Origin of the sequence: Sporosarcina sp. P18a (genome assembly GCF_002743135.1) — a bacterium.
Classification (GTDB): Bacteria; Bacillota; Bacilli; order Bacillales_A; family Planococcaceae; genus Sporosarcina.
In genome coordinates, this window is sequence record NZ_PDYQ01000003.1 from 1 (window position 1) to 23,020 (window position 23,020).

Annotated in this window: 26 protein-coding genes and 5 tRNA genes; 4 read left to right on the top strand and 27 right to left on the bottom strand. The window is 41.9% G+C overall.

The annotated features are described in order from the left end of the window. Positions 1–198: 198 nt before the first annotated feature. The 20 genes from CSV75_RS09555 to acpS all read right to left on the bottom strand — a co-directional run bounded on the left by CSV75_RS09555 (position 199) and on the right by acpS (position 12,373). A tRNA-Gly gene (locus CSV75_RS09555) sits at positions 199–272 on the bottom strand. A gap of 37 nt (positions 273–309) precedes the next feature. Then, a tRNA-Leu gene (locus tag CSV75_RS09560) sits at positions 310–396 on the bottom strand. 87 nt (positions 397–483) lie between these two features. Continuing rightward, a tRNA-Lys gene (locus CSV75_RS09565) sits at positions 484–559 on the bottom strand. Positions 560–631: 72 nt separating this feature from the next. Next, positions 632–706 (bottom strand) — tRNA-Gln (locus CSV75_RS09570). Between the two features lie 52 nt (positions 707–758). Beyond that, positions 759–830, bottom strand: a tRNA-Glu gene (locus CSV75_RS09575). Positions 831–1,087: 257 nt separating this feature from the next. Next, a complete protein-coding gene (locus CSV75_RS09580) occupies positions 1,088–1,540 on the bottom strand; it encodes a SprT family protein (protein WP_099632488.1) in 453 nt (150 codons plus the stop codon). Between the two features lie 14 nt (positions 1,541–1,554). Next, entirely contained in the window at positions 1,555–3,696 is a 2,142-nt protein-coding gene (locus CSV75_RS09585) for a Tex family protein (RefSeq protein WP_099675934.1), read from the bottom strand. A gap of 112 nt (positions 3,697–3,808) precedes the next feature. Further along, positions 3,809–4,405: a PP2C family serine/threonine-protein phosphatase gene (locus CSV75_RS09590; protein WP_099673667.1), complete on the bottom strand. Its 597-nt coding sequence runs from the start codon at positions 4,403–4,405 to the stop codon at positions 3,809–3,811. Then, the gene (sigB, locus tag CSV75_RS09595) at positions 4,405–5,190 is read right to left on the bottom strand and encodes an RNA polymerase sigma factor SigB (protein WP_099632486.1); all 786 of its coding nucleotides are present in this window, start codon (positions 5,188–5,190) and stop codon (positions 4,405–4,407) included. Before sigB ends, CSV75_RS09590 begins: the two co-directional genes overlap by 1 nt. Next, positions 5,165–5,638 carry an anti-sigma B factor RsbW gene (rsbW, locus tag CSV75_RS09600; RefSeq protein WP_099673666.1) on the bottom strand — a complete coding sequence of 158 codons (474 nt, stop codon included), beginning with the start codon at positions 5,636–5,638 and terminating at the stop codon, positions 5,165–5,167. The genes sigB and rsbW overlap by 26 nt, the downstream gene beginning before the upstream one ends. Further along, the gene (locus tag CSV75_RS09605; protein ID WP_099675683.1) at positions 5,625–5,966 is read right to left on the bottom strand and encodes an STAS domain-containing protein; all 342 of its coding nucleotides are present in this window, start codon (positions 5,964–5,966) and stop codon (positions 5,625–5,627) included. The genes rsbW and CSV75_RS09605 overlap by 14 nt, the downstream gene beginning before the upstream one ends. A gap of 102 nt (positions 5,967–6,068) precedes the next feature. Then, entirely contained in the window at positions 6,069–7,073 is a 1,005-nt protein-coding gene (locus tag CSV75_RS09610; RefSeq protein ID WP_199171341.1) for a PP2C family protein-serine/threonine phosphatase, read from the bottom strand. 13 nt (positions 7,074–7,086) lie between these two features. Then, the gene (locus tag CSV75_RS09615) at positions 7,087–7,488 is read right to left on the bottom strand and encodes an anti-sigma regulatory factor (protein WP_099673664.1); all 402 of its coding nucleotides are present in this window, start codon (positions 7,486–7,488) and stop codon (positions 7,087–7,089) included. A gap of 2 nt (positions 7,489–7,490) precedes the next feature. Continuing rightward, positions 7,491–7,853, bottom strand: coding sequence for an STAS domain-containing protein (locus tag CSV75_RS09620; protein WP_083034138.1), 363 nt, complete (start codon positions 7,851–7,853; stop codon positions 7,491–7,493). 1 nt (position 7,854) lies between these two features. Next, entirely contained in the window at positions 7,855–8,682 is an 828-nt protein-coding gene (locus CSV75_RS09625) for an RsbT co-antagonist protein RsbRA (protein ID WP_099675684.1), read from the bottom strand. Positions 8,683–8,870: 188 nt separating this feature from the next. After that, the gene (locus tag CSV75_RS09630) at positions 8,871–9,221 is read right to left on the bottom strand and encodes a type II toxin-antitoxin system PemK/MazF family toxin (protein WP_029054722.1); all 351 of its coding nucleotides are present in this window, start codon (positions 9,219–9,221) and stop codon (positions 8,871–8,873) included. A 4-nt stretch (positions 9,222–9,225) separates the two neighbouring features. Next, positions 9,226–9,531, bottom strand: a complete 306-nt coding sequence (locus tag CSV75_RS16720) for a transcriptional regulator (protein WP_099628036.1) — start codon at positions 9,529–9,531, stop codon at positions 9,226–9,228. A gap of 156 nt (positions 9,532–9,687) precedes the next feature. Beyond that, the gene (gene alr / locus CSV75_RS09640; RefSeq protein WP_099675685.1) at positions 9,688–10,800 is read right to left on the bottom strand and encodes an alanine racemase; all 1,113 of its coding nucleotides are present in this window, start codon (positions 10,798–10,800) and stop codon (positions 9,688–9,690) included. An 86-nt stretch (positions 10,801–10,886) separates the two neighbouring features. Next, complete coding sequence (locus tag CSV75_RS09645; RefSeq protein ID WP_099675686.1) at positions 10,887–11,921, bottom strand: LolA family protein; 1,035 nt, start codon at positions 11,919–11,921, stop codon at positions 10,887–10,889. 95 nt (positions 11,922–12,016) lie between these two features. Further along, positions 12,017–12,373: a holo-ACP synthase gene (acpS, locus tag CSV75_RS09650; protein WP_099675687.1), complete on the bottom strand. Its 357-nt coding sequence runs from the start codon at positions 12,371–12,373 to the stop codon at positions 12,017–12,019. Positions 12,374–12,441: 68 nt separating this feature from the next. On the opposite strand from acpS, the gene CSV75_RS09655 reads away from it, so the two are divergent. Beyond that, the gene (locus CSV75_RS09655; protein ID WP_099632478.1) at positions 12,442–13,047 is read left to right on the top strand and encodes a rhomboid family intramembrane serine protease; all 606 of its coding nucleotides are present in this window, start codon (positions 12,442–12,444) and stop codon (positions 13,045–13,047) included. A 145-nt stretch (positions 13,048–13,192) separates the two neighbouring features. Here CSV75_RS09655 and CSV75_RS09660 read toward each other — a convergent pair whose 3' ends face one another. The 6 genes from CSV75_RS09660 to CSV75_RS09685 all read right to left on the bottom strand — a co-directional run bounded on the left by CSV75_RS09660 (position 13,193) and on the right by CSV75_RS09685 (position 20,415). Further along, positions 13,193–14,728 (bottom strand): PH domain-containing protein, encoded by a 1,536-nt coding sequence (locus CSV75_RS09660; RefSeq protein WP_158231643.1) that lies wholly within the window; start codon positions 14,726–14,728, stop codon positions 13,193–13,195. After that, positions 14,718–15,197 (bottom strand): PH domain-containing protein, encoded by a 480-nt coding sequence (locus tag CSV75_RS09665; RefSeq protein WP_099675689.1) that lies wholly within the window; start codon positions 15,195–15,197, stop codon positions 14,718–14,720. The genes CSV75_RS09660 and CSV75_RS09665 overlap by 11 nt, the downstream gene beginning before the upstream one ends. Before the next feature lie 138 nt (positions 15,198–15,335). Beyond that, positions 15,336–16,850 carry a degradosome RNA helicase CshA gene (cshA, locus tag CSV75_RS09670; RefSeq protein WP_099675690.1) on the bottom strand — a complete coding sequence of 505 codons (1,515 nt, stop codon included), beginning with the start codon at positions 16,848–16,850 and terminating at the stop codon, positions 15,336–15,338. Between the two features lie 429 nt (positions 16,851–17,279). Beyond that, positions 17,280–17,972, bottom strand: coding sequence for an alpha/beta hydrolase (locus CSV75_RS09675; RefSeq protein ID WP_099675691.1), 693 nt, complete (start codon positions 17,970–17,972; stop codon positions 17,280–17,282). Continuing rightward, positions 17,969–19,339, bottom strand: a complete 1,371-nt coding sequence (locus tag CSV75_RS09680; RefSeq protein ID WP_099675692.1) for a UDP-N-acetylmuramoyl-tripeptide--D-alanyl-D-alanine ligase — start codon at positions 19,337–19,339, stop codon at positions 17,969–17,971. The genes CSV75_RS09675 and CSV75_RS09680 overlap by 4 nt, the downstream gene beginning before the upstream one ends. 14 nt (positions 19,340–19,353) lie before the next feature. Further along, complete coding sequence (locus tag CSV75_RS09685; RefSeq protein WP_099675693.1) at positions 19,354–20,415, bottom strand: D-alanine--D-alanine ligase; 1,062 nt, start codon at positions 20,413–20,415, stop codon at positions 19,354–19,356. Positions 20,416–20,632: 217 nt separating this feature from the next. Here CSV75_RS09685 and CSV75_RS09690 point away from each other — a divergent pair, with 217 nt between their 5' ends. Both CSV75_RS09690 and CSV75_RS09695 read left to right on the top strand, forming a co-directional pair. Next, entirely contained in the window at positions 20,633–21,817 is a 1,185-nt protein-coding gene (locus tag CSV75_RS09690; protein ID WP_099675694.1) for an FtsW/RodA/SpoVE family cell cycle protein, read from the top strand. A 73-nt stretch (positions 21,818–21,890) separates the two neighbouring features. After that, positions 21,891–22,235 carry a zinc ribbon domain-containing protein YjdM gene (locus CSV75_RS09695; RefSeq protein ID WP_099632470.1) on the top strand — a complete coding sequence of 115 codons (345 nt, stop codon included), beginning with the start codon at positions 21,891–21,893 and terminating at the stop codon, positions 22,233–22,235. Between the two features lie 69 nt (positions 22,236–22,304). Here CSV75_RS09695 and CSV75_RS16310 read toward each other — a convergent pair whose 3' ends face one another. Beyond that, positions 22,305–22,454, bottom strand: coding sequence for an Lmo0850 family protein (locus CSV75_RS16310; RefSeq protein ID WP_156890545.1), 150 nt, complete (start codon positions 22,452–22,454; stop codon positions 22,305–22,307). 231 nt (positions 22,455–22,685) lie between these two features. Between CSV75_RS16310 and CSV75_RS09700 the strand changes: the two genes are divergently transcribed. Beyond that, the gene (locus CSV75_RS09700) at positions 22,686–23,015 is read left to right on the top strand and encodes a metal-sensitive transcriptional regulator (RefSeq protein ID WP_233191641.1); all 330 of its coding nucleotides are present in this window, start codon (positions 22,686–22,688) and stop codon (positions 23,013–23,015) included. Positions 23,016–23,020 lie beyond the last annotated feature (5 nt).

Sequence of the window (23,020 nt, forward strand, 5' to 3'; positions counted from 1 at the left end):
CTCCCTCCTTCTCTCCTTCATCTCCTAGTACTTCACTACATCTTGTCAGTCAGTAAAATGAAAATTCGATTAGCTCGAGTTTCATTTGCTGGCATCAATTAAGATACTCATTTTGTTTGTGTCACCGTTAGGTGTACAAAATGTATTTCGTTAACGTTTTGCTGTTCAGTTTTCAAGGTTCATTTGTTTTTAAAATAATGGAGCGGGTAGGGAGAATCGAACTCCCATCATCAGCTTGGAAGGCTGAGGTTTTACCACTAAACTATACCCGCATATAATTTGTAATTGAATTGTAATGGTGAGAATGTTTGGTGCGGTAAAGAGGATTTGAACCTCCACGGGGTTAACCCCCACTAGGCCCTCAACCTAGCGCGTCTGCCGTTCCGCCACTACCGCTTTGTTTTAGCGACAATTACTAGTATACACCTTCAGTTTAATAAGTCAAGAGCTTTCTTAAAAACTTTTTAACTTTTTTAAATTGAATGGTGAGCCGTACAGGATTCGAACCTGTGACCCTCTGATTAAAAGTCAGATGCTCTACCGACTGAGCTAACGGCTCATATTAAAATGAAAGGAACAAATCATTCCAAATACCTTTGATCTCTTTAACGCGTGTAATACGCAGTAAAAATGGCTGGGGTAGCTGGATTCGAACCAACGAGTGACGGAGTCAAAGTCCGTTGCCTTACCGCTTGGCTATACCCCATCAATGATAACCTACTATCAAATCTTCAGGGATTTGTTTGTTTTATTAAAAGTGACCCCTACGGGATTCGAACCCGTGATACCGCCGTGAAAGGGCGGTGTCTTAACCGCTTGACCAAGGGGCCTAAGTTATATTGACGCTTCAGCAAGCAAACCGTTTGTTGCGCTTGTCTTAGTCGACTTTTACTATTATAGACAGGGTCTTGCCGTTCGTCAACCTTTTTAAGCAATCTTTTTTAAATAACTTTTCAATGCGCTTTGAATCGTTGATATGACAACCTTTTCAATTAAAAAATCTCAAGCCACAAAGTCTTCTTTCGCTTCTGTTTGTCCCATTATATAAAAGGCATCCAATCGCTAAGATTGAATGCCTTTCATGTCTTCACTTCACTTTTGAAATCTCCCCTGCACATTTTCCACAGCGATACTTCGCACAATTCATTCTTCTGCGTCTAGGATAATCCAATCCGCAAGCTGTACAACGATATAAATGGATTATTGTACTTTTCGCTCGGCGTTCCGTAAGCGGCTTGCAATGACGGGGTGAATTCGTCTCTTTTAGCAGCTTTTTAAAATCCGAATCTCCGTGTTTATATCCCTTTCCTTCTATATGAAGGTGATAATGGCAAAGTTCATGTTTAATGATCCCGATTAATTCTTCTTCATCATGAAGCTTAATCACTAACGGATTAATCTCTATATAATGATTACTTAACTTGTAGCGACCACCCGTCGTCCGCAGTCTACTATTAAAAATCGCTTGATGGACAAACGGCTTATGGAAAATTTCCAATGAAATCTGCTCAACCAGCTGCTGTAAATATTCTTCTGACATGCTGATTCTCTCCTTTATTTCTTAAGGGGAAGCATGGATAATGCGATACGCCCTTTCTGACGATCAACAGAATCAATCCATACTGTAACAATATCACCGGATGCCACTACATCTAAAGGATGCTTGACATAGCCATTTTTCATTTTGGATATGTGAACTAATCCATCTTCCGAAACACCTATGTCTATAAATGCACCGAAATCCACTACGTTGCGCACTGTTCCCTGCATTTCCATTCCTTCATGTACATCTTTAATATCGAGTACATCCGCTTTCAATAAAGGTTGCGGATAATCGTCACGCGGGTCACGATTTGGCCGCTGTAATGTTTGGATAATATCTTGCAATGTGATCTCTCCCACGTCTAACTGCGCAGCAAGTGGCGGGATATCCACGTGTTCAAGAGCAGTCGTCGCTTCTTCTGTACCAAGCTGGGACTTGTCAAGTTGCAACTCTTTCAATACTGCTTCTGCCACTTTATAACTCTCTGGATGAATTCCTGTCGAGTCAAAGCGCTCTCTCGATTCCGGTATGCGTAAGAAGCCAATTGCCTGTTCATACGTTTTCGCACCGAGCCTCGGTACCTTTTTCAACTCTGTACGTTTTGTGAACTTTCCTGCATCTTCTCTAGCCTTGACAATGTTCTCCGCCACGGCTTTTGATAGACCTGAAACGTACTGTAATAGCGAAGATGAAGCAGTATTGACATTCACCCCTACTCGGTTCACCGCTGTTTCCACGACAAATGAAAGTGATTCTGTCAAATTCTTTTTTGCTACGTCATGCTGGTATTGCCCCACACCAATAGATTCTGGATCAATTTTCACGAGTTCAGACAAAGGGTCTTGCAGTCTTCGCGCAATGGATACCGCACTTCTTTGCTCTACCTGCAGGTCCGGGAACTCTTCCCGTGCTTTTGCAGATGCTGAATATACACTCGCTCCTGCTTCATTGACAATTACGTAAGAAACCGGCTCATCCACTTCTTTAATTAGATCGGCGATGAACTTTTCCGTTTCGCGTGATGCAGTTCCGTTACCAATCGCAATAATAGAAATCGGATATGTCTTCAATAAATCTAGTATTACTTTTTTTGACGCTTCTTTCTGCGGTTTCGGTGGGTGAGGATATATGACAGAGATATCCTGAAGCTTTCCCGTTTCGTCTACTACCGCAAGTTTACATCCTGTTCTGAACGCTGGATCTACGCCTAGTACTGTTCTACCTTTTAACGGCGGCTGTAATAGAAGGCTCCGAAGATTTTCCGAAAACACGTGAATTGCCTGCGTTTCCGCTTTTTCAGTTAACGTCGTTCGTACTTCTCTCTCTATTGAAGGGGCAATTAATCGTTTGAAAGAATCCTCTAACGCTTCTCTTATATATACCGCAGATGAAGAAGGGTGTCGCTTTAGATACGTACGCTCGAGATCCCCAATGATGCGATCAGCCGGGAAACCAACCCCCACACGTAGCACATTCTCTTTTTCTCCTCGATTAATAGCTAAAACGCGGTGAGGCACGATTTTACTGAGTGGTTCTTCATATTCATAGTAGTTTTCAAAAATTTTCCGTTCATCTTCCGCATCCTTTTTCAGGGTAGCAGTCAGTTTCCCAGATGCCCATGTGATTTTACGAATCTTTTCACGCATTGTCGCGTCTTCCGATACTCTTTCCGCAATGATGAACTTAGCGCCTTCTAACGCATCTTCTATTGTAAGGATTTCTTTTTCAAGATTGATATAGGCTTGTGCTGTAGTCTCAATATTCACAGATGACTGCTGTATTAATTGGTCAGCAAGAGGTTCCAAGCCGTTTTCAATCGCAATCATCGCTTTCGTACGTCGTTTTTGTTTATAAGGGCGGTACAAATCTTCGATTCGTTGCAATACCGTTGCACGCTCAATATCTGCCTTTAACGTATCATCCAACTTCCCTTGTTCATCGATTAAACGCAGAACTTCTTCTTTTCGCTGTTCAAGCGACTTGATATAATGATAGGCATCTTCAATTTCCTTGATTTGTACTTCATCAAGTGAACCTGTTGCTTCTTTTCGATAGCGCGCAATAAAAGGTACAGTGTTGCCTTCTTCCAACAGAGCGATGACACTTGCCGTTTGGCGTTTACTGATTCCTGCGCGGCTTGCTGTTGCTTCCATAAGATCTTTTGACAATTCAACCACCCTCTCTTCTTTCCATATAATAGCATGTTTCTAACGCAGTTTCCTTCTGCAACTATTTTATTTTCAAACACAAAAAAGCCGCTTCAACTTAATGAAGCAGGCTTGCTGCGATGAATGTCGCATCATCATTATCTTCAATTGTACGTTCAACCTTTTTATATAATTGATAAGAAGTGGAGTTTTCTTGCAAGTACTTTTTAGGACTTCGCAAGTTTACGCCATCAGAATGGAGGAAGAACCGGTCATTCTTGTTATAAGGATACCTTTGCGTACGGGGCGATTGTGGTCGTCCGGATAGATAACCCATTACTGGTAAAGGATAAATCATCTGACCATTTGATTGTAGGATATAGATTCGGATATTACCGACACAACTATATTCCAAAGTTTGTTGTTCAAAATACACTTTTACAATCCCTACTGCCGCGCCACGTTTATGTAACATCTGTTTATTACAACGCAGTAACAAATCGTCAGGTGATTCATGGTGATACAACTTTAAGACTTGTGGAATTATTTCAGCAGATTCTTTCGCTTCTGTTCCACTGCCTAAGCCGTCTGCAATAGCACAGATGAAATAATCTTCTTCTGAATGAATGTAGTATGCATCCCCAGAATCTTTATTACCTTTTTTGGACTGTTGGAATATATATGCCTCTACATAGTCATTCTCAAAAGTTTCCACTAATTTGCACCACCACTCGTTAGGATTACTTCTTGCAACTTCTTGATTGCTTTCCGTTGCAGTCTCGAAACATGCATTTGAGAAATATCAAGTAATTCTCCGGCTTCTTTCTGACTCATCTGATCGATATATGTATACTGGATAATCTGACGTTCACGCTCAGTTAAAACGTTCAGTGCATTCAAAACTAGCATACGCTGATCTGTTTTTTCAAAACCGTCATCCGTCTCACCAATAATATCAAGCAGTGTAATGGTTCCACCTTCTGAATCCGCGTCTAATGTATGGTCAATTGATAGCGCTTGATAGCTTCTGCCCATCTCCATCGCCTCAAGCACTAATTCCTCATCAGTACCTAGGTATTCCGCTATTTCATAGACCATTGGCGATCGCTGAAATTCAGTCGTTAACGTTTCAACCGCCGCTTTGATTTTCGGCCCTAACTCCTTGATTCTTCGCGGCACATGAACAGCCCATGTTTTATCACGAAGGAAACGTTTGATTTCCCCGATAATTGTCGGTACAGCAAACGCCTCGAAATTCCGTCCCTGTTCGGGATCATATCTTCGTATTGCGCCTAATAGTCCTAGCATTCCCGCCTGGACAATGTCTTCATGATGCGATTGTCCACGCGAGTATTTGCGCGCAATTGAGTGTACCAGTCGCTCATAATGTAGGACTAGTTGCGTCTGCGCATAGTCGTCATTATTCTCCTGGTATTCATGTATCCATTTAATGACTTGCTCTTTTGTCTCATTGTCACGAGAAGACTGTTGATTTGACATGGTCCTCTCCCCGCTCTCTGCCCAAATATTTGGTCATGAAAACAATGACACCCTCCCCATGGTCAACTTTGACTTCATCCATTAAAGTTTCCATCAAGTACAGTCCCAATCCACCTTCTCTAAGAGGCGATTCTTCATTCCAGTCTTGATAAGGACCAACTTTTTTCTTTGTTTCTTCAAAATCAAAGCTTTGACCATGGTCTGTCACAACAATTTCTAGACGATCTTTATAAAGGGCACACCCTAGGATTACTTCACCCGTTTTTTCATCATTGTATGCGTGTTGCACAGCATTCGTCACCGCTTCACTTGCAGCAATCTTCAAGTCTTCAATTTCATCATATGTAAACCCTATGCGACTCGCAAGACCTGATATAGCTAAACGGGCTACACCTACGTACTGGGCTTTTGCCGGAACTTTTATTTCAATGTAATCAAACGCTTGCATTGTCTTCGCCACCTTTAGATTGTTCTATCTCCATAATCTCATTGAGGCCCGTGATTTCAAACAAACGGTAAAGGCGTTGGTTTAGTCCTTTAATCACTAATTTTCCATTATACGCTTTTACTTCTTTATAGAATCCGACAAATATGCCTAAACCTGTACTGTCCATATAATTCACTTCGGAAAGGTCTAATTCAACTTCAATTCCTTCTACTAACTCCAAAGTTGCCAAATGCTCTTTCAACTTTGGCGCTGTATATATATCGATCTCTCCGATAACTTTAAAGTTATGTACGAGATTTTTATCAACTTGCTCAACTTGTAAATTCATTTCGACACCCCGATCATTTTCTCTATTTTCTATGAAGGTACAACTTAATCATACCCACTTCACCCTCATTGTTTTATACCCATTCTTTAATTTCTTAAACCTTTACTTCGTTTTTTTCAAAACTACGAGCGTAAAGTCATCATGCAATTCATAATCCTGCATCTTAGAAAGCTCGTTAAATAAATAGTCAACCATCGCTTGTGCACTTTCCGAACGTACTTCCCGCAATAAGTTTTCTATAATATCCATTTCAATGAAACCTATATCAGTTCTGGTTTCCGTTACACCATCCGTCATAATTGCAATGAAATCATTATCTTCAAGACGCACTGTTCGTTCTTCATATACCGCTTCTTCTTGAACACCAAGTAACAGACCTTTACTTTCAAGCAAACTGTACGAATCTTCCGCCGCACGATAAAATAGAGCCGGCTCATGTCCAGCCGAAGAATAGCGAAATACCGAATTTTCGGTATCGTATTTCCCATAAAACATGGAAATAAACATAGAATCAGCAATACTTTGTTCCACCATTTTATTGATAAAGCTCAACACTTCAAAAGGATTTCTTTTCTCATATCGCAGACTATCCATACCAAACTTCACCATAGACATATGCATAGCTGCTGACATGCCTTTTCCGATTATGTCAGCTACAGCCAAGCAAACTTCTTGTTCTGTTTCCTTTAGAAAATACACATAATCTCCATTCATTTGCTTCGATGGTCTGGAAATCCAACCTATATCGAGACCCTCCAACACAGGAGTTGTCGTTTGCAACAAAGTGTTTTGTACTCTAACAGCAATATCCATCTCTGTTTGAATGGCTTCTTGTTTGCGGATCAAGCTCTGATGCTCTTTAAGCGCCAGTCCATAATGAATCATCATTTCAATTAAAAAATCGAATGACACACTGACATCGGCCGGCAAATCTTTAATTAATTCTTCAATAGAATTTTTATGAATACTAATGACGTCTTCCGGCGCAATACTTTTTTCTATGAAGCTGCGGCTGAATTGCTGTCCCAAATAGAGATCTTCTTCTCCTTTGGAGTGCAGATAATTCTCCAGCATTTGCTTATACTGCTTACCCGCCTCTTGTGGCAATACCCTTCAACTCCTAGTGCAACCATTTCGTCGCTGTAATAGTGGTACCTACGCCCACTTCTGTTTCTATACGAAAATCATCCATCAATCGTTTAACTCCTGGCATTCCTGCACCCAATCCTCCGGAAGTTGTATAGCCATCTGTCATAACTTTTTGCAAATCAGGAATTCCTGGTCCTTCATCGGAAGCAGTAATAAGTAAACCAACCCGGTTGCCTACTGTGATAGGCACAATTTCGATTCGACCTTTTCCTGCGTAAAGATATATATTCCTTGCTAATTCACTAATGGCAGTTGTTATTCTCGCTTGGTCGACTGTCCCAAAGCCCGTACTTTTCGCCTCATTACGACCCAATTGTCTAGCGGCAACAATATCCCACTCCGTCTTGATCTCTATAGAAGACCTGTGTTCCATGGTCAGGCCTCCAATTCTCTAGTCAATTTCTCTAGCCCATTCTCTAGATCCAATGCAGTTGTCACGTTCTCTAAACGGATACCTAATTCAATTAACGTGATGGCTACAGATGGTTGAATACCTGTGATAACTACTTTCGCACCCATCAGACTTGTCATATGAATAACATCACCTAGCACTTTTGCAATGAATGAATCAATAAAGTCAATGGGTGTCAAATCTATTACAACGCCTCGTGCAGACGTTTTATGCAATTGATTCAATAAATCTTCCTGGAATTGTAAAGCTGTCTGATCATCAAGCTCTACTTGAATAGATACAATCAACGTGTCTTTTAGCTTTAGAATTGGAATTCGCATCTTCATACTACTTTTCCTCCTCCACAATTGTCCGTCCTGTCATTTCAAGCGCTTTCTGCATCCCTCTGCGTAACGTGCTTGTCGTTGAGAAGTCTGTAAGATTAATACCAAGAGTCACAATAGTCTGCGCAATTTCCGGACGAATTCCAACTAGCATACATTTTGCGCCTACTAGACGAACCGCGTCAGCCGCTTGGATGATATGGTGCGCAACCATTGTATCTACTACCGGAACACCTGTAATATCAAGTAACACGACTTCAGCGCGTTGCTTGACAACACCCTCCAATAGATTTTCCATAATCAATTTCGCACGTTCTGTATCAATTGTACCGACCAACGGCATGACAGATATCTTGTCGAATACCGGAATCAAAGAAGCCGATAGTTCTTGCAATGCAATCTTCTGCAAGCTGTCCGTACGTTCCCACTTCGTAGCATATTCTTCAATGATGCTCTCTCTTAGCGGATTGATCCAGTTTGAGAAGATAGTAACCCCTTCGCGCAAGTTGGAGTCCTGTAAAATCCCCGTCTCAAAGAATAGATCATATACGACGCTAGAAAACGTATCAATTGCCCGATTGATAAACTTAATTGACCATCCAAAATGAATGATTTTCTCCGTAAACTCATCCAATCGTGCCTTGTCCACTGTTTCACGGTACGATAGATTAGATGTCATCAAATCTGCAAACTCTCTACTAGTTGTAGCTACTACGGCTGCTGGCATTAAATCTAGAAAACGCTCATCAGCATTCTCTTTCATTTCTTCTACCCAGCGCGTAGTGATTACATCTATATTCTCGGCTATACCTTTTTTCATGACTTCGTTCATCGTTATTTGTTCCTCCCTACATCTTCAGTTAACCCTATTGTATCGAATTTCTCTACAAACTACATGTTTTTAACCATCTTTTTTTGAAATTACTATAAAAAAAAACACTATAACCGGTTGGCTATAGTGTTTTCAGGGGCCATTAGTTACTGGCGCCATCTGCAATAAAAGTTAGTAGTATATGTATGCTAAAATTTAATAAGTCCGAAGCTTACTTGTAAAGCTTCGTCGACTTGCTTCATTAACGCATCGTCTAAGTGTGTTATTTTGTCTGTAAGCCTTGACTTGTCGATTGTGCGGACTTGCTCGAGCAGGATGACTGAATCCCGCTCGAATCCATGCCGTGCCGCTGTAATTTCGACATGTGTCGGCAATTTTGCTTTTTGTATTTGTGCAGTAATGGCTGCCACAATCACTGTAGGACTGAATCGGTTACCGATATCATTTTGGATGATTAGTACCGGTCTGGTCCCACCCTGTTCAGAACCGACTACAGGTGACAAATCTGCAAAAAAGACGTCTCCGCGTTTAATTGCCAACTTTTCATCCTCCGCTGACGCAACGTTCTACGGTATGCTGAGCTTCAAATTCCGCATATAAACATTCTGCCGCTATGTTGAGGTTGATTTGCGACATTTCCACATAACCTCTAATCATGGCTTCACGTAATAAGGAAGCTTCACCATGTTTGATATGTTTCACATCTGTCGTATAAACGAAATCTTCTTGCACTTGCTCCCATTGAAAGATCGCGTCTTCATTTTGCTGTTGCAATCTGGTTGAGGCTATACTAAGTATTCTTTTATCGTTTTTATCCGTACGCAAATCGAGCACCTCCGACAAACCCATCCCTCTATTTCTATATCATTTCTATCTTACCATTTATATTGGAATATGAAAAGACAAGGTTTGAAGTGTTTTGACAAGAAATACTAGTTTCGTCAGTAGTATGTCGAATTGAAGGGCCGTCGCGTCATATATTTCGCCAGATAGCTTCGACGTTTTTTACGTATAGACTCTAGGTATTCGTGTAGAAATTGTTACAGCCACTTCATAGGGTATCGTATTTAGGCGTTCAGACCATTCTTCTATCATTATTTCTTCGTTTCCCTGTTTGCCGATCAATATTACCTTTTCACCTTCGGGATATTCACGTGGTAATCGGATCATGCATTGGTCCATACAAATGGTGCCAACAATTGGTACCCTCTTGCCATCGATCAGTACTTCCTGACCTCTTAGCGAACGCCTCAGCCCATCCGCATAGCCCACTGGTAATGTACCGATCCATTCACCTTCAGCTGCTTTATACGTACCACCATAGCTAATCTCCTCGCCAGCCGCCATCTGCTTCACGTAAGTTAATTCGGTTTCAATCGTCAACGCTCGTTCAAGCTTAAACGGCAACTGCTTAGCGACGATATGAGACGGCGGAATACCGTACAAGCTTATGCCAAAACGGACAGCGTCAAGTGCGTATTCAGGAAACAACAAAATCCCCGCGCTATTTGACGCATGAATGAGACGCGGTTTTTCAGGCAAACAACTCACTAAGCGCATGAATCGTTCAAACTGTCGCTGTGTTGGTTCCCGATTTTCTTCATCTGCACGTGCAAAATGCGTGAATACACCATCAATAGATAAATCGGACTGTTGAATAGACTTTGCCAATCGCGTTAGCTCCTCTTCAGTCCGCACTCCAATTCTACCCATTCCACTGTCGATTTTTACATGAATCCTACATTTATTATCAAATGGTTGTTGTGCCCGTACTTGTTTTACCCAATTTTCACTTGTGACCGTTAAAATAATGCGATGTTTTGCCGCTACAGCGGCAAATGATACCGGTGAAAATCCCAGCACGAGAATATCGGTGGTCGGTTGTGTTTTCCTGAGCGTCATCGCTTCATCAGGGGTGGCAACGGCAAACATGTCTGCTCCCGCTTGCAATGCAGCGGAAGCAGCCTGTGCTACTCCATGACCGTATCCATCCGATTTGACGACCGCGATCAACTTGGTTTCTTTAGGTAAATAAGAAATAAGGTGTTGTGCATTTTGCTCAATAGCTGCTGTATTAATAACCGCTCGTGTTGGGCGATATTGTGTTTCGTTAAACATTTCCTTCCACCTCTTTACAGGATAGACTGTCGCATGAAATAATTATCTATCCTAAGGCATAGTCTAGTCAATTGATTCAGGCATTGTTATTTGGATTCTGTCGCTGTCATCGAATTTGCTACAGTGATCAATTCTTCTTTACTTAACATGTCGGATGCAACAAAGAACGCCATGCCATTCGCTTCCCAGTGAATGGATTTATCCGTCAATGCCGCTACTGCGAAACCTAGATCAACTGGATCACCCTCGATGGATACAGGCATTTGATTTAAAGGCTTTTCAGCTGGCTCCTGAATTACAACATATTCTTTATCTCCACTGAATGTCATGATAACACGCTGACCGTTCTCAATTTCCACGCTCTTCTCCTCTGACAGTGTCGTACCTTGTAAATTAGCAACCGGATAGTAAGTTTGTTGATCTACCTTAGCCTGATCTTCCCCATCACCTTCTTTTGCTTCTCCATCAGATTCGGCTTGATCTCCGTCTGCCTTCGGTTTATCCATTTCTACCTTATACTCTGCAACTTTATGCTCTACACCCAAGGCGATTTTATCGAATTTAATGGAAATCTTTTCTTCACCCGCTTCATCATGGATCGTCACCTTGCTTGGTAACAAAGTCTTTTTATCAATATGAATTTTCTGAGTTGGTAAAAGTGACTTATGATTATTGCGTGTCGCTGTTTCAAAGATATACTCTTTTTCCTTTTCTTCCATGACTGCTGCTTTGTCCGCCTTAATATCTTCAGCAAGCGTTCCGATCAGATACCCTTGACTGTTTTGAGCCGGCCAGTCACTTTGGAATTTATATGTTTTGCCGAGTGACGGCGTAATAACGAACACGCCTTCTTCATTACGAACGATCATTTGCGACTCTTCATTCCCCGATTGTGTCACATTCACTTTGTAAAACTCTGGCTTAGTATGCCATACTTCCACATTGTACATCCGAGGCTCTGAACCTGTTTTGATTTCCATTGAAGCATTTAACTCATACCCCTTTGTTTCGTTCCACTTATTGCTAAGTTTCTTCATGACATCTTCTTTAGAAGGTTTACCACATCCTCCTAGTACTAACATAACGGCGACGACTGTTAACAAGATAATTTTTTTCCGCATTCTTTTCATCCTTTCTCCAATCAATTCGGGTAGCTTATCTTATGAGAGGGATGAATCGATTATGCGAGCTTGTTTTAAATTCTATTTAGACGCCTTCAGGATTCCATTAGGACCACTTGTGCAGCCGCTACACTTTGGGTATGCGTAATGCTAATGAACCCTTGAACCAGTTGACTATGGAAGTACAATACTGGGCGGCCACTTGCTTCTGAAATGACTTCAATGTCTAGAAAACTGCAATCTGTTCCGATTCCAGTCCCTCGCGCTTTTGAGAATGCCTCTTTAGCCGCGAACCGCCCCGCCAAGTATTCATTTTTACGGTGGCCACTCAACGTTTCATATACTTGCAGTTCCCTTTTAGACAATATACGCTCTCTGAATTTTGCACCCTGGCTATCCAAGCGAGCTATTCGATCTAATTCCACGATGTCTAATCCAATTCCTTGAATCAAATTGAACAACTCCTTTCCCTTCAAGTTAAATAATATGTATAATCAGTACAGAAGATTGAGGTGAAACCATGTTTATAAGAACGGAAAACTTTTCACAATATGTTCGCGCCTATCCTGTCGTGACATTTTTGCTCGCCTTAAATATCGGGATATTTATCTATACATTGATTCCCGGCATTGGCGATCAGCTCTTTTTATTCGGCTTGGGAGACAACTTGCTCATTGCGAACGGAGAGTATTGGCGCTTAATAACCCCTATGTTTTTGCATGGCGGTTTCATGCATTTACTATTTAACATGTTCTCGCTATTCGTTTTCGGACCGGAACTTGAGAAAATCGCAGGGAAAGCACGGTTTATTACAGTATATATGTTAGCGGGCTTATTCGGCGATATCGCAACATACTTCGTGCAACCCGCCGCCTATACGCACGTCGGTGCAAGCGGTGCGATCTTCGGCGTGTTCGGCGCGTTTGGTGCGCTTGTCTATTACACGAAGCATGCGTTTCCACAGTTGAGACAAGTTATTTTACCGATTATCGTCATTAGTGTTGTGATGACGTTTGTTGGAACGAATATCAACGTGACAGCCCACATTGCAGGCCTGCTCACAGGCTTCCTGATTGGGCTGAGCTACTTCAATCCGAAGAACATTGTCAGTTGGCGAAAAAAGTAGTGTAATGCAAAGTCAGACGGGGGTGTATCCTTGTCTGACTTTTTGAATTGCGATGAAGTAGAGAGTGAATTAGTGAGTACGAGGGGATTTCCACTACCCCCTGCCAGCCTTTCTACTTTCATTGAGAACCAAAAACCAGACAAGTTTAGTTGTCTGGCTCTATTTGTGATTCTGTGCTTTCTGGATGGAACTCATACCAAGACAAGAACTCTTCTGCATCCTCCTGCGGCATGTGGCGAATGGCTGGGGCATCGAGTGTCATGCCAGATTTGACGTTTACCGTAAGGGTCGCGACCTTTTTTCTCCGATGGAAATAATTCTGATCTAACTCCATTGACTGAATCCGATTCTTCTCCGTAAACACCGTCTGTCGGCTGATTGTGCGAAAACGCATCGTCAATTGTTTCGTCAAGATGGTATAGGCCGCTGTTTTGTATTGCCATATACCGTGCAAACCTACTAATGGTAATAGTAACAACATAAGCAATCCATATGGGAAAAAGTTGTACGTGACAATCGCTATCGGTAGTAGTGTGACAAGTAACTTAAAACGATAGTAGAAACGTTTTCCTCTTCCGCCAATTTTCTTTGTCGGTTCACTGAAATCCATATTTGGAAATAGCTCCTGCAATGGTTCAATCATGCTATTTCGTTTTGCCAACGGGAAAAGTTTGATTCGTGAACCTTCTCCCACTCCTCCCGCACTATTGATGATGACCGCTCCATAGCCGAATAGCTGACGGATAGGATTTTCTGTGATGGTGATATTTTGTACGCGTTTCAATGGCACAGTAACTCGCTTCTTCTCGAGCAACCCACGTGTGATGACTAAATTATCTTTCTCACGTATGACTTTGAAATCATAATTTGCAAGGAATGTCATCGCGACAGATAACAACCAAACGATCAGGAAACCAAGTACTACTAAAATCGCAACGACGAAAACACCGATGCGGATGAAAGATTTCAGTTCTCCAAACAACCAGTCATACGGAATGAGTTCCTCAATTTGCGACAGGAATACGATCGCACCGGATAAAATAACTCCAATCCCACCGGAAGTTGTCGCAAGCATAAGCAAGTCACTGGTCGTCATAGAGAAAATTACTGGTGCGGGTTGCTGCGCTATCTGCACTTCTTCCGGCTCTCGTATCAACTGCCACTCTATTTGATCAAATAATGCCGGTTCGGGACCTAGAACTTTCATTTTTTTCGACTGCTTAATTTCTTTTTCAATTTGTTGCGCCGCTTCCTTCGTGATTGCAGTTAATTCAGCTTCTGCATCTTTACCGGATGACGAACCTGCTGTTTCAATTTTGACCTTAACCAACTGAAATGGCCGATGAAAAATACCTTCAGTGTAATCTAGACTTTGAATACGTTCGAATGGAATGTAACGTTTTTTCCGTACAAACAAACCCGATACGATGCGCAACTCCTGATCTTCAAACCAGTAATCAAAACGGCGCCATTTCACAATACCCGAAACTAATGTAAATACGAGAAGCACGCCAAATAAAATCAACGACCAATACTGGATATACCATGGCGCTGTACTTTCTCCTTTGAAACCATTAACGAAAACCAAGATGACGAACGGACCAATCAACTCTTTTAATGCTTTCGCCGTCTCGACAACAGCTGATATCCAATGAAGTTTATAACGTGGTTCAGACATCATCTTTCGCCACCCTTGCAAACGTGGAAATACGGTTGCGTAGTTCATCTGCTTCTTCCGTCACAAGCGCCGGAATGGAATGATTGGTCGCTGCAGTAGAGATTGTGATGGAGGCTAGACCATACTTACGCAAAATGGGTCCTTCCGCCGTATCCACATGCTGAACGCGAACCATTGGAATGAGCGTACGATTGACGATGAACAATCCATGCTGAAGCTCGATTTCCGCTTCACGCACTTCATAGCGCCAACGTTGCCAACGAATTTTCGGGAATAAATAAATGGATAAATACGCATTTACTAATACAACCACTGCCACGGCGAACATAACCCAATTTGACCAATCAAAAAAGTATGATAAAAAACCTAATCCAACTGCGATTGCTAGTATGATCACACTTTGAATCGTTCCATATAGTCTCCAAACTGTTAATCCTTTTTTGGATAGTTGATTTGAAGGTTGTCGTCTCACAAGACCACCCCTTTTCGAATTTCTACTGATATATACGTAACAATTGTAAAAACGTTTCACTCTCATCGATCATATCATATTCACGACAAAAAAATCCGGGCTGCTATAATGCAGGCCCGGATTTTATACTTGTTATTCTTAGCGTTCTGAACGATTGCTACTGCTGCGTCTTGATCCGCCATCTCTTCTAGCGCCATCGCGAGGTCCGCTACTACGTCTAGTTGATCCGCCAGCTGATGAACTTCTGCCGCGTCCTCCTTGAGAACGTCCGCCACCGCTACGATTGCCGCCTTTATAGCCGCCACCGGAACGTGATGAAGATGGTCTGCGTGAAGGTAGTGGGCGCTCTTCTGAAATAGTTACAGGAGTCTCATCAACACTCTTAGTCAATGACTTAAGTGCTGCCGCCACAACTTCTTTCGCATCATGTTTCTCAAGCAATTGTGCTGCTAATCCAGCATAATCCTCTGAATTGTTCTGTTCAATTACTTCCACCAAGGAATCCACTGCATTTTTCTTCTGTTCAAGCAATGCCTCGTCAGAAGTTGGTGGGCGTAATGGAGTCATACGCTTCTTAGTCGTTTCCTCAACGATACGAAGGTAACCCATTTCACGTGGTGTTACGAATGTAACAGCCACTCCGTTTTTACCAGCACGGCCTGTACGACCGATACGGTGAACATAGCTCTCTGGATCTTGTGGAATGTCAAAGTTGTAAACGTGTGTTACGCCCGAGATATCCAATCCACGTGCCGCTACATCTGTCGCAACAAGTACATCAATTTTATTGTCTTTGAACTGACGTAAAACTGACATACGTTTTGCTTGTGTCAAGTCACCGTGAATTCCTTCAGCGATATAACCACGGATACTTAGTGCGTGAGCCAACTCATCTACACGGCGTTTTGTACGTCCGAATACGATAGCTAGTTCAGGCTGTTGAACGTTCAACAATCTTGATAGCACATCAAATTTCTCACGTTCATGAGACTTTACGAAGAACTGCTCAATGTTCTCAACAGTCATTTCTTTTGATTTGATTTTCACCATTTCTGGGTTTTTCATGAAAGTTTCTGCAATTTTACGGATTGGAGCAGGCATAGTCGCTGAGAATAGCAACGTCTGACGCTCGGCCGGTACGCTTGCAAGAATTGTATTGATATCTTCGATGAATCCCATGTTCAACATTTCATCTGCTTCGTCCAAAACAAGTGTTTGAACGTGATCAAGCTTCAATGTTTTACGGTTAATATGATCCAAAATACGTCCCGGTGTACCGACTACGATGTTTGGATTATTACGAAGTGCACGAATTTGACGTCCGATTTCTTGTCCGCCATAAACAGAAAGAACCTTCGCACGGCTACCGTAGCCGACTTTATAAATTTCTTCTGATACTTGGATTGCCAATTCACGAGTTGGTGCGATGACCAGCGCTTGAACCGCAGTACTCTTCGGATCCAACTTTTCAATGATCGGAATACCAAATGCTGCTGTTTTACCAGTACCTGTTTGCGCTTGCCCGATTACGTCGCGGCCTTCCATACCAAAAGTGATTGTACCTTCTTGGATTGGCGTTGCCTCTTCAAACCCCATGCGTAGCAAAGCGTTTTGTGTTGTTTCACTAATATTTAATTCTGAAAACTTCGTCAAAATATTCATTCTCCTTTATTTCTCCATTTGACAATTGGTTACATCTGCAAATGAAAGCGCGGCAAATTCGAGCCATGTACTTTGAAAGTTGGGAGCGTTTCCGATATATCCATCTCTGGTTTGTTAAAAGAATCTTCTAGAAGGATTCTTGTGGTTGAGAGGGGTCATATCAATTACACTTATCGTAATTGCGTCCAGATTTTTATACAGCACAATGTAAAACCCGTGACATACAAGGAAAGCTCGGTCCTTGCCGAGCGGTGAAAACAGCAAATCATTGCTAGTCTGCCTACTAATCACCGTTTTATTCAAAAAAAAGTACTCTCCGTATAATATAACGGAAGAGTGCCGTGTAAATGTATCCAATTCCTTTCATCATTCTACCATGGCTTACACAAGACTGCAACGAATCCGCTTAAGTTCCATTAATCAGTCTTCGTCCATGAACTTCAGTACTTTCGGGAACCACACATGGCGATCTTCGCTATAACAAATATGATGTTTGCCATTCTTCGAATAAATCAAGTGTTTTTCTTTTGATCCGAGTTGCTCGTATAGTAACTCTGCTGTAAATGCGGGAACGATTCCATCTTGCTCTCCTTGCACGATAAAAACAGGTATTTTGACTTGATGATAATACCGCCGCACTAAGCGAAGGACGCGTAAAAACTCTATCGCTACACGAACAGGTGTATTTGTCAGCTTATAGTTATACAGATGATAAAACGAGTCTGTAGGATAGTTCTTACGTCTAAACGACCTCATCATGATTCTGGCATCATCTAATAAAATACGCGGACTAATATACTTCGCCGCAGCACTTAGTAAAATAAGCTTTTTTATTGGGTAGCGTAGTGCCAAATACATAGCGATCAAGCCCCCCATAGAGAAGCCGACGACTATGACGTCATCCACTTCTTTCTGTAGTTTTCGTAATGCTAATTCCGCCACCATCATCCATGACTTAGCGGAGCCTTTCTGTACGCCTAAATCCATTTCATGCCCCGGTAAAACAGGCACGACTATTTTCCAATTGGTATGATTCTCTAGAAATCTTTTGAATGGTGCGATTTCAAAAGGACCGCCCGTGAATCCGTGAATGATAAGAACGCCTGTTGTCACAGCTCTTCCTCTGCGAGTATCTCTATGATGCGTTCTAGTTTCATTCCTCTAGATCCTTTAAACAACACCACTGTCTGATCCGTTAGTTTCGGGCGCAATGCATCCGCAAGCAATAACGTGTCATTCGCAGTCCACATAATTTCTCCAGGGTAATCCTTCAACTGGTTTGACAACCACTTCATACGGGGTCCAAAAAGCGCAATCCCACTTACGTTCATAGTATTCAATTCCTCCGCGAGCTCTTCGTGGTAGCGCTGTTCATCGGTACCAAGCTCTAGCATATCCCCAAGGACAAGCCACTTGTCTTGTTTGACTGACGTTTCATCAATAAAACGGAACGCCGCACGCATGGAAGTGGGCGCAGCATTGTATGCATCATTAATTAGTAATGAACCGTTTTTCCCCGCTATAGGTTGCATGCGCATATCCGTTAATGTTGTTTCACTCAATGACTCTTCAATTTGTTTTTCTGTTAGACCTAACTCGTTTGCGATTATAATCGCGGCCAGTGCATTCTTCACTTGATGAGAACCGTAAACAGGAATGGTAAACTGCCCTTCAAGCTTACCGGTTACAGTGAATGCACTACCTTTATCGGTAGATATAATTTGTTGCGCAGTCAAATCAGCCTGTTCATAACCGAATGACACACTTCGCAAACTTGACTGTTGATGTACTAATTCTTTTAATAACGGTTCATCACCATCGTAAAGCAACATACCGCCACTCACCAGACCGTCGATGATTTCAAACTTTGCCTTTGCAATCCCTTCGCGTGAACCTAGGTCTTGCATGTGTGCCTCACCAATATTGGTTATGACTGTAAACTGTGGTTGAGCAAGCGTTGATAGAAATGAAATTTCTCCAAAGTCGCTCATCCCCATTTCAAGAATAGCGACTTCTGTGTCATCTTCAACAGATAATAACGTCAATGGCAAGCCAAGCTCATTATTGAAGTTACCTTCCGTTTTCTTGACCTTGCGATAAGGTGACAATACCCCTGCAATCAAATCCTTAGTCGACGTTTTACCATTCGACCCTGTGACTCCGATGACAGTACACCTTAATTCACTTCGGTAGCTACGGGCCATTTGCTGTAATGCGAGCTCTGAATCCTCGACGAATAGAAGAGGTAGACCTGCCGGTGGATTAGGTTCATCTTTTAGCCAAAGTGACGCGATTGCACCTTGCTCAATTGCCCCTTTGACGTATTGATGACCATTTACTTGTTCACCTCTAAAAGGGATGAACAAGTCCCCCGCTTTCACATTCCGTGAATCGATGCAGACACCTGTCACTTGTTGCTCTGCGATATGCTGTCCCTCTGCCTGAAGCCATTGCTGGATCGTTGATAGATTTCGTTTCACGTTTCTTCCTCCACTCAGTCCATTGTATATTGTAGTTGTTGTTTTTCTGTATGACGTTCTACTGCCAGTTCAATTAGCTGATCAATTAATTCTGGATAAGTCAATCCAGAATTTTGCCACAGTAATGGGAACATACTTGTCGGTGTGAAGCCAGGTAATGTATTTACTTCATTGATCAATACTTCGTTGTCTGACGTGACGAAAAAGTCTGCACGTACGAGTCCTGAACAGTCCAGAACTTTAAATGCACGGATTGCCATATCTTTCATATGCTCTGCAACTGCATTGGGCATTTCTGCTGGAATAGATAACTCCGTGCTTTGGTCTTTATATTTCGCTTCATAGTCGTAAAAGTCAGCAACCGGACGGATTTCTCCTGCTACCGATACTTCAGGATGGTCGTTACCCAGAACCGCCATTTCAATTTCACGTGCCACAATTCCTTGCTCCACAATGATTTTGCGGTCAAATTTCAATGCCAGCTCAATCGCTTTTTTGAGCGATTCGCGATCATCTGCTTTACTGATACCTACACTTGATCCAAGGTTGGCCGGTTTGACGAACATTGGATACGTAAGTTCGTGTTCCGCTTGATCTAATAATTGCTCAGCGTGTTCTTTCCACGTACTGCGAATGAAGTGGACATATGCAACTTGTGCTAACCCTGCTTGTGCGAATAATTGTTTCATGACGACTTTATCCATACCTGCTGAAGAAGCGAGCACTCCGTTCCCTGCGTATGGAATATTTAAGACTTCAAATAATCCTTGTACTGTTCCGTCTTCTCCGTTCGTTCCGTGAAGAAGCGGCAAAACAACATCAGGCATATCTCCTTGCAAAAAACTTTCAATATGATCGGGCTGTGGTTGTTCACTTTTCAGACGTAATGCCTCAATCTCCGTGACCGGTCCAGTCAATGGCTCCCCTTTCAGCCATTCACCTTGCATCGTAATATAGATTGGTAATACTTCATATTTACTTAAATCAACCGCCTCTGTTACTGCGCGCGCTGTAGAAAGCGACACTTCATGCTCCGCGGATTTCCCGCCATATACTAAACCTAACCGTCTTTTCATGTAATCTCCTCACATTCCGTAGTTTTCATTCATACAGTTTACCATGAACAGTGCCAATTCATGAATGAAAAACCAACGTTCTCCACTCTTTTTCCTTTTCGTAGAAACCAATCATTTCACAACTCGTCTATTAATGGGTGTACTTCTTAAAAAGTTTTGCGATATAATAGGTAATTATAATAAGAGAATACTAGCTTAAGAAAAGGTGATTTCATAATTGAAACAATCAAACAGGCTAGGTGAACGATTCGACTGGACACTTGCCTTTATCATTTTACTCTTCGCGATTGTCAGTTTTTTCGTCATTGGATCCGCTCAAACCTCCGAGCAATATACACAGAACTTCGTTTTAAAACAAGTGAGATGGTATATACTCGGTTCTTTCATCGTAGCAATGGTCATGTATTTTGAACCCGATCAATATAAAAAGTTCGCTTGGTATTTCTATGGCTTTGGTATTTTCTTGTTGATTTTTCTCATGTTGGCACCCGGCGGTCCAGGGCAAATTGCAGAAATGCGCTATAGCGCAAAACGTTGGTTGCATTTACCCGTCATTGGGACAATCCAGCCTGCCGAGTTCATTAAGACATTCTTTATTATCGGACTTGCCAAGTTGGTCAGCACACATAACGAACGCTCGTTAAACAGAACGTATACGACAGATCTACAGTTGCTCGGTAAAATTGCGCTAATGCTTGTCGTTCCGTTGTTTCTTATCATGAAGCAGCCTGACCTTGGAACTTCACTCGTCTTCATTTCGATTACCGCTGCTATCGTCATCGTGTCTGGTATCTCATGGAAATTACTCGTACCTATCTTTACCTTGGGAGCCGCAGCCGCAGGCGGGTTACTGTGGATGTCACTATTCGCACAAGATTTGCTCGATAAATTCGGGTTTTCACCTTATCAGTTCAAACGTGTCTATTCGTGGCTCGACCCCTACTCTTATCCAACAGATGAAGGGTACAACTTGATTACGGCAATGACCGCAATAGGCTCAGGACAACTGACGGGTAAAGGCTTTCTGGAGCGCGTTGTATACATCCCCGAGAACCACACGGACTTTATCTTCAGTGTAATAGGAGAAGAATACGGTTTTATCGGTGCTTGTTTAGTTATCACACTGTATTTCATTTTAATTTACCATTTAACGAAAGTTGCTCTTTCTTTGCACGATCCGTTCAGTGTGTATGTTTGTACGGGTGTCATTGCGATGATTGCGTTCCACGTATTTGAAAACATCGGGATGAATATACAGCTGTTACCTATTACAGGTATCCCTCTTCCATTTATCAGTTATGGAGGAAGTTCCTTATTCAGTAATATGTTAGCAATCGGCTTGATCTTCAGTATGAAGTTCCATCAGCGAACGTATTTATTCGACGCGGATGACAATGACTAACATCAAACGAATCTGACTCCCTTTCCGAGCAACCACAAATTGTGTAGAATGTATAGGAAAGGGAGGTTTTTTTATGTCAACTTTACCAAATTGTCCGAAGTGCCAATCTGAATACGTATATGAAGATGGAAACCTTCTTGTTTGTCCAGAGTGCGCCTACGAATGGATGCCTGGATCGACGGAAGAACACGATGAAACAGGTATGCCAGAGATCAAGGATGCAAATGGCAACGTGTTACAAGATGGAGATTCTGTAACGGTCATTAAAGATTTAAAAGTAAAAGGAAGTTCCAATCCATTAAAAATGGGGACGAAAGTGAAAAGTATTCGCTTAGTCGACGGTGACCATAATATTGATTGTAAGATCGATGGATTTGGCGCCATGCAATTAAAGTCGGAGTTTGTGAAGAAAATTTAAAACATAAACTAACGCGAAAAGCTCACTCCTGAATTTAATCGGGGGTGAGCTTTTCGTATGGTCTTTTATTTAATTAGCTTGAACGGGTGGTGCTTGTACGGCAGGCGTCAATGCTTGCAACATATCACTTCTGGATTTTGTGAGTTTTGCGGAAACACCAAGCTTCGCCAAGTTGGAAATAATTTTCTTGAAATCCATTTCTTTAGCCACTTCTTCCACCTCAACCTTCCTAGTCAGTTATATAGACGTTTGATTGCTCGTGAAGTTCTATATTTTTAAAATGTATTATGGTCCTTATTATACCACGCTAACCACCTTTTAAATCTTTCTTTTTTGTTACATTTTCACCTTTTTTGCAAGTTTTAAACCCTAATACGTAAAGATGGATATTTTGACATACCCCCTATACGTATATTAAACTGAATATACACGAAAGGTGGTGTATATCGAGTGGCGTTACTACCTGAAGATCCTTCTCTGGATACAGTAGAAACTTCTTGTCGCAAGAGTCATCATCCGGAAGAAATTAAGACGAACTTGAGTCATCGTCTAAACCGTATCGAAGGTCAGATACGAGGCATTAAAGGTATGATAGAGCGCGATGTGTATTGTGATGATATTATTACTCAACTATCTGCTACACAATCTGCTTTAAACAGTGTGGCGAATGTTTTGTTGGACGGACACTTAAAAAGCTGTGTCAAAAATCGATTAGCTGAAGGCGATGAAGAAGTCTTAGACGAACTGGCTAAGACTATAGCTAAATTAATTAGAAAATAGGAGGA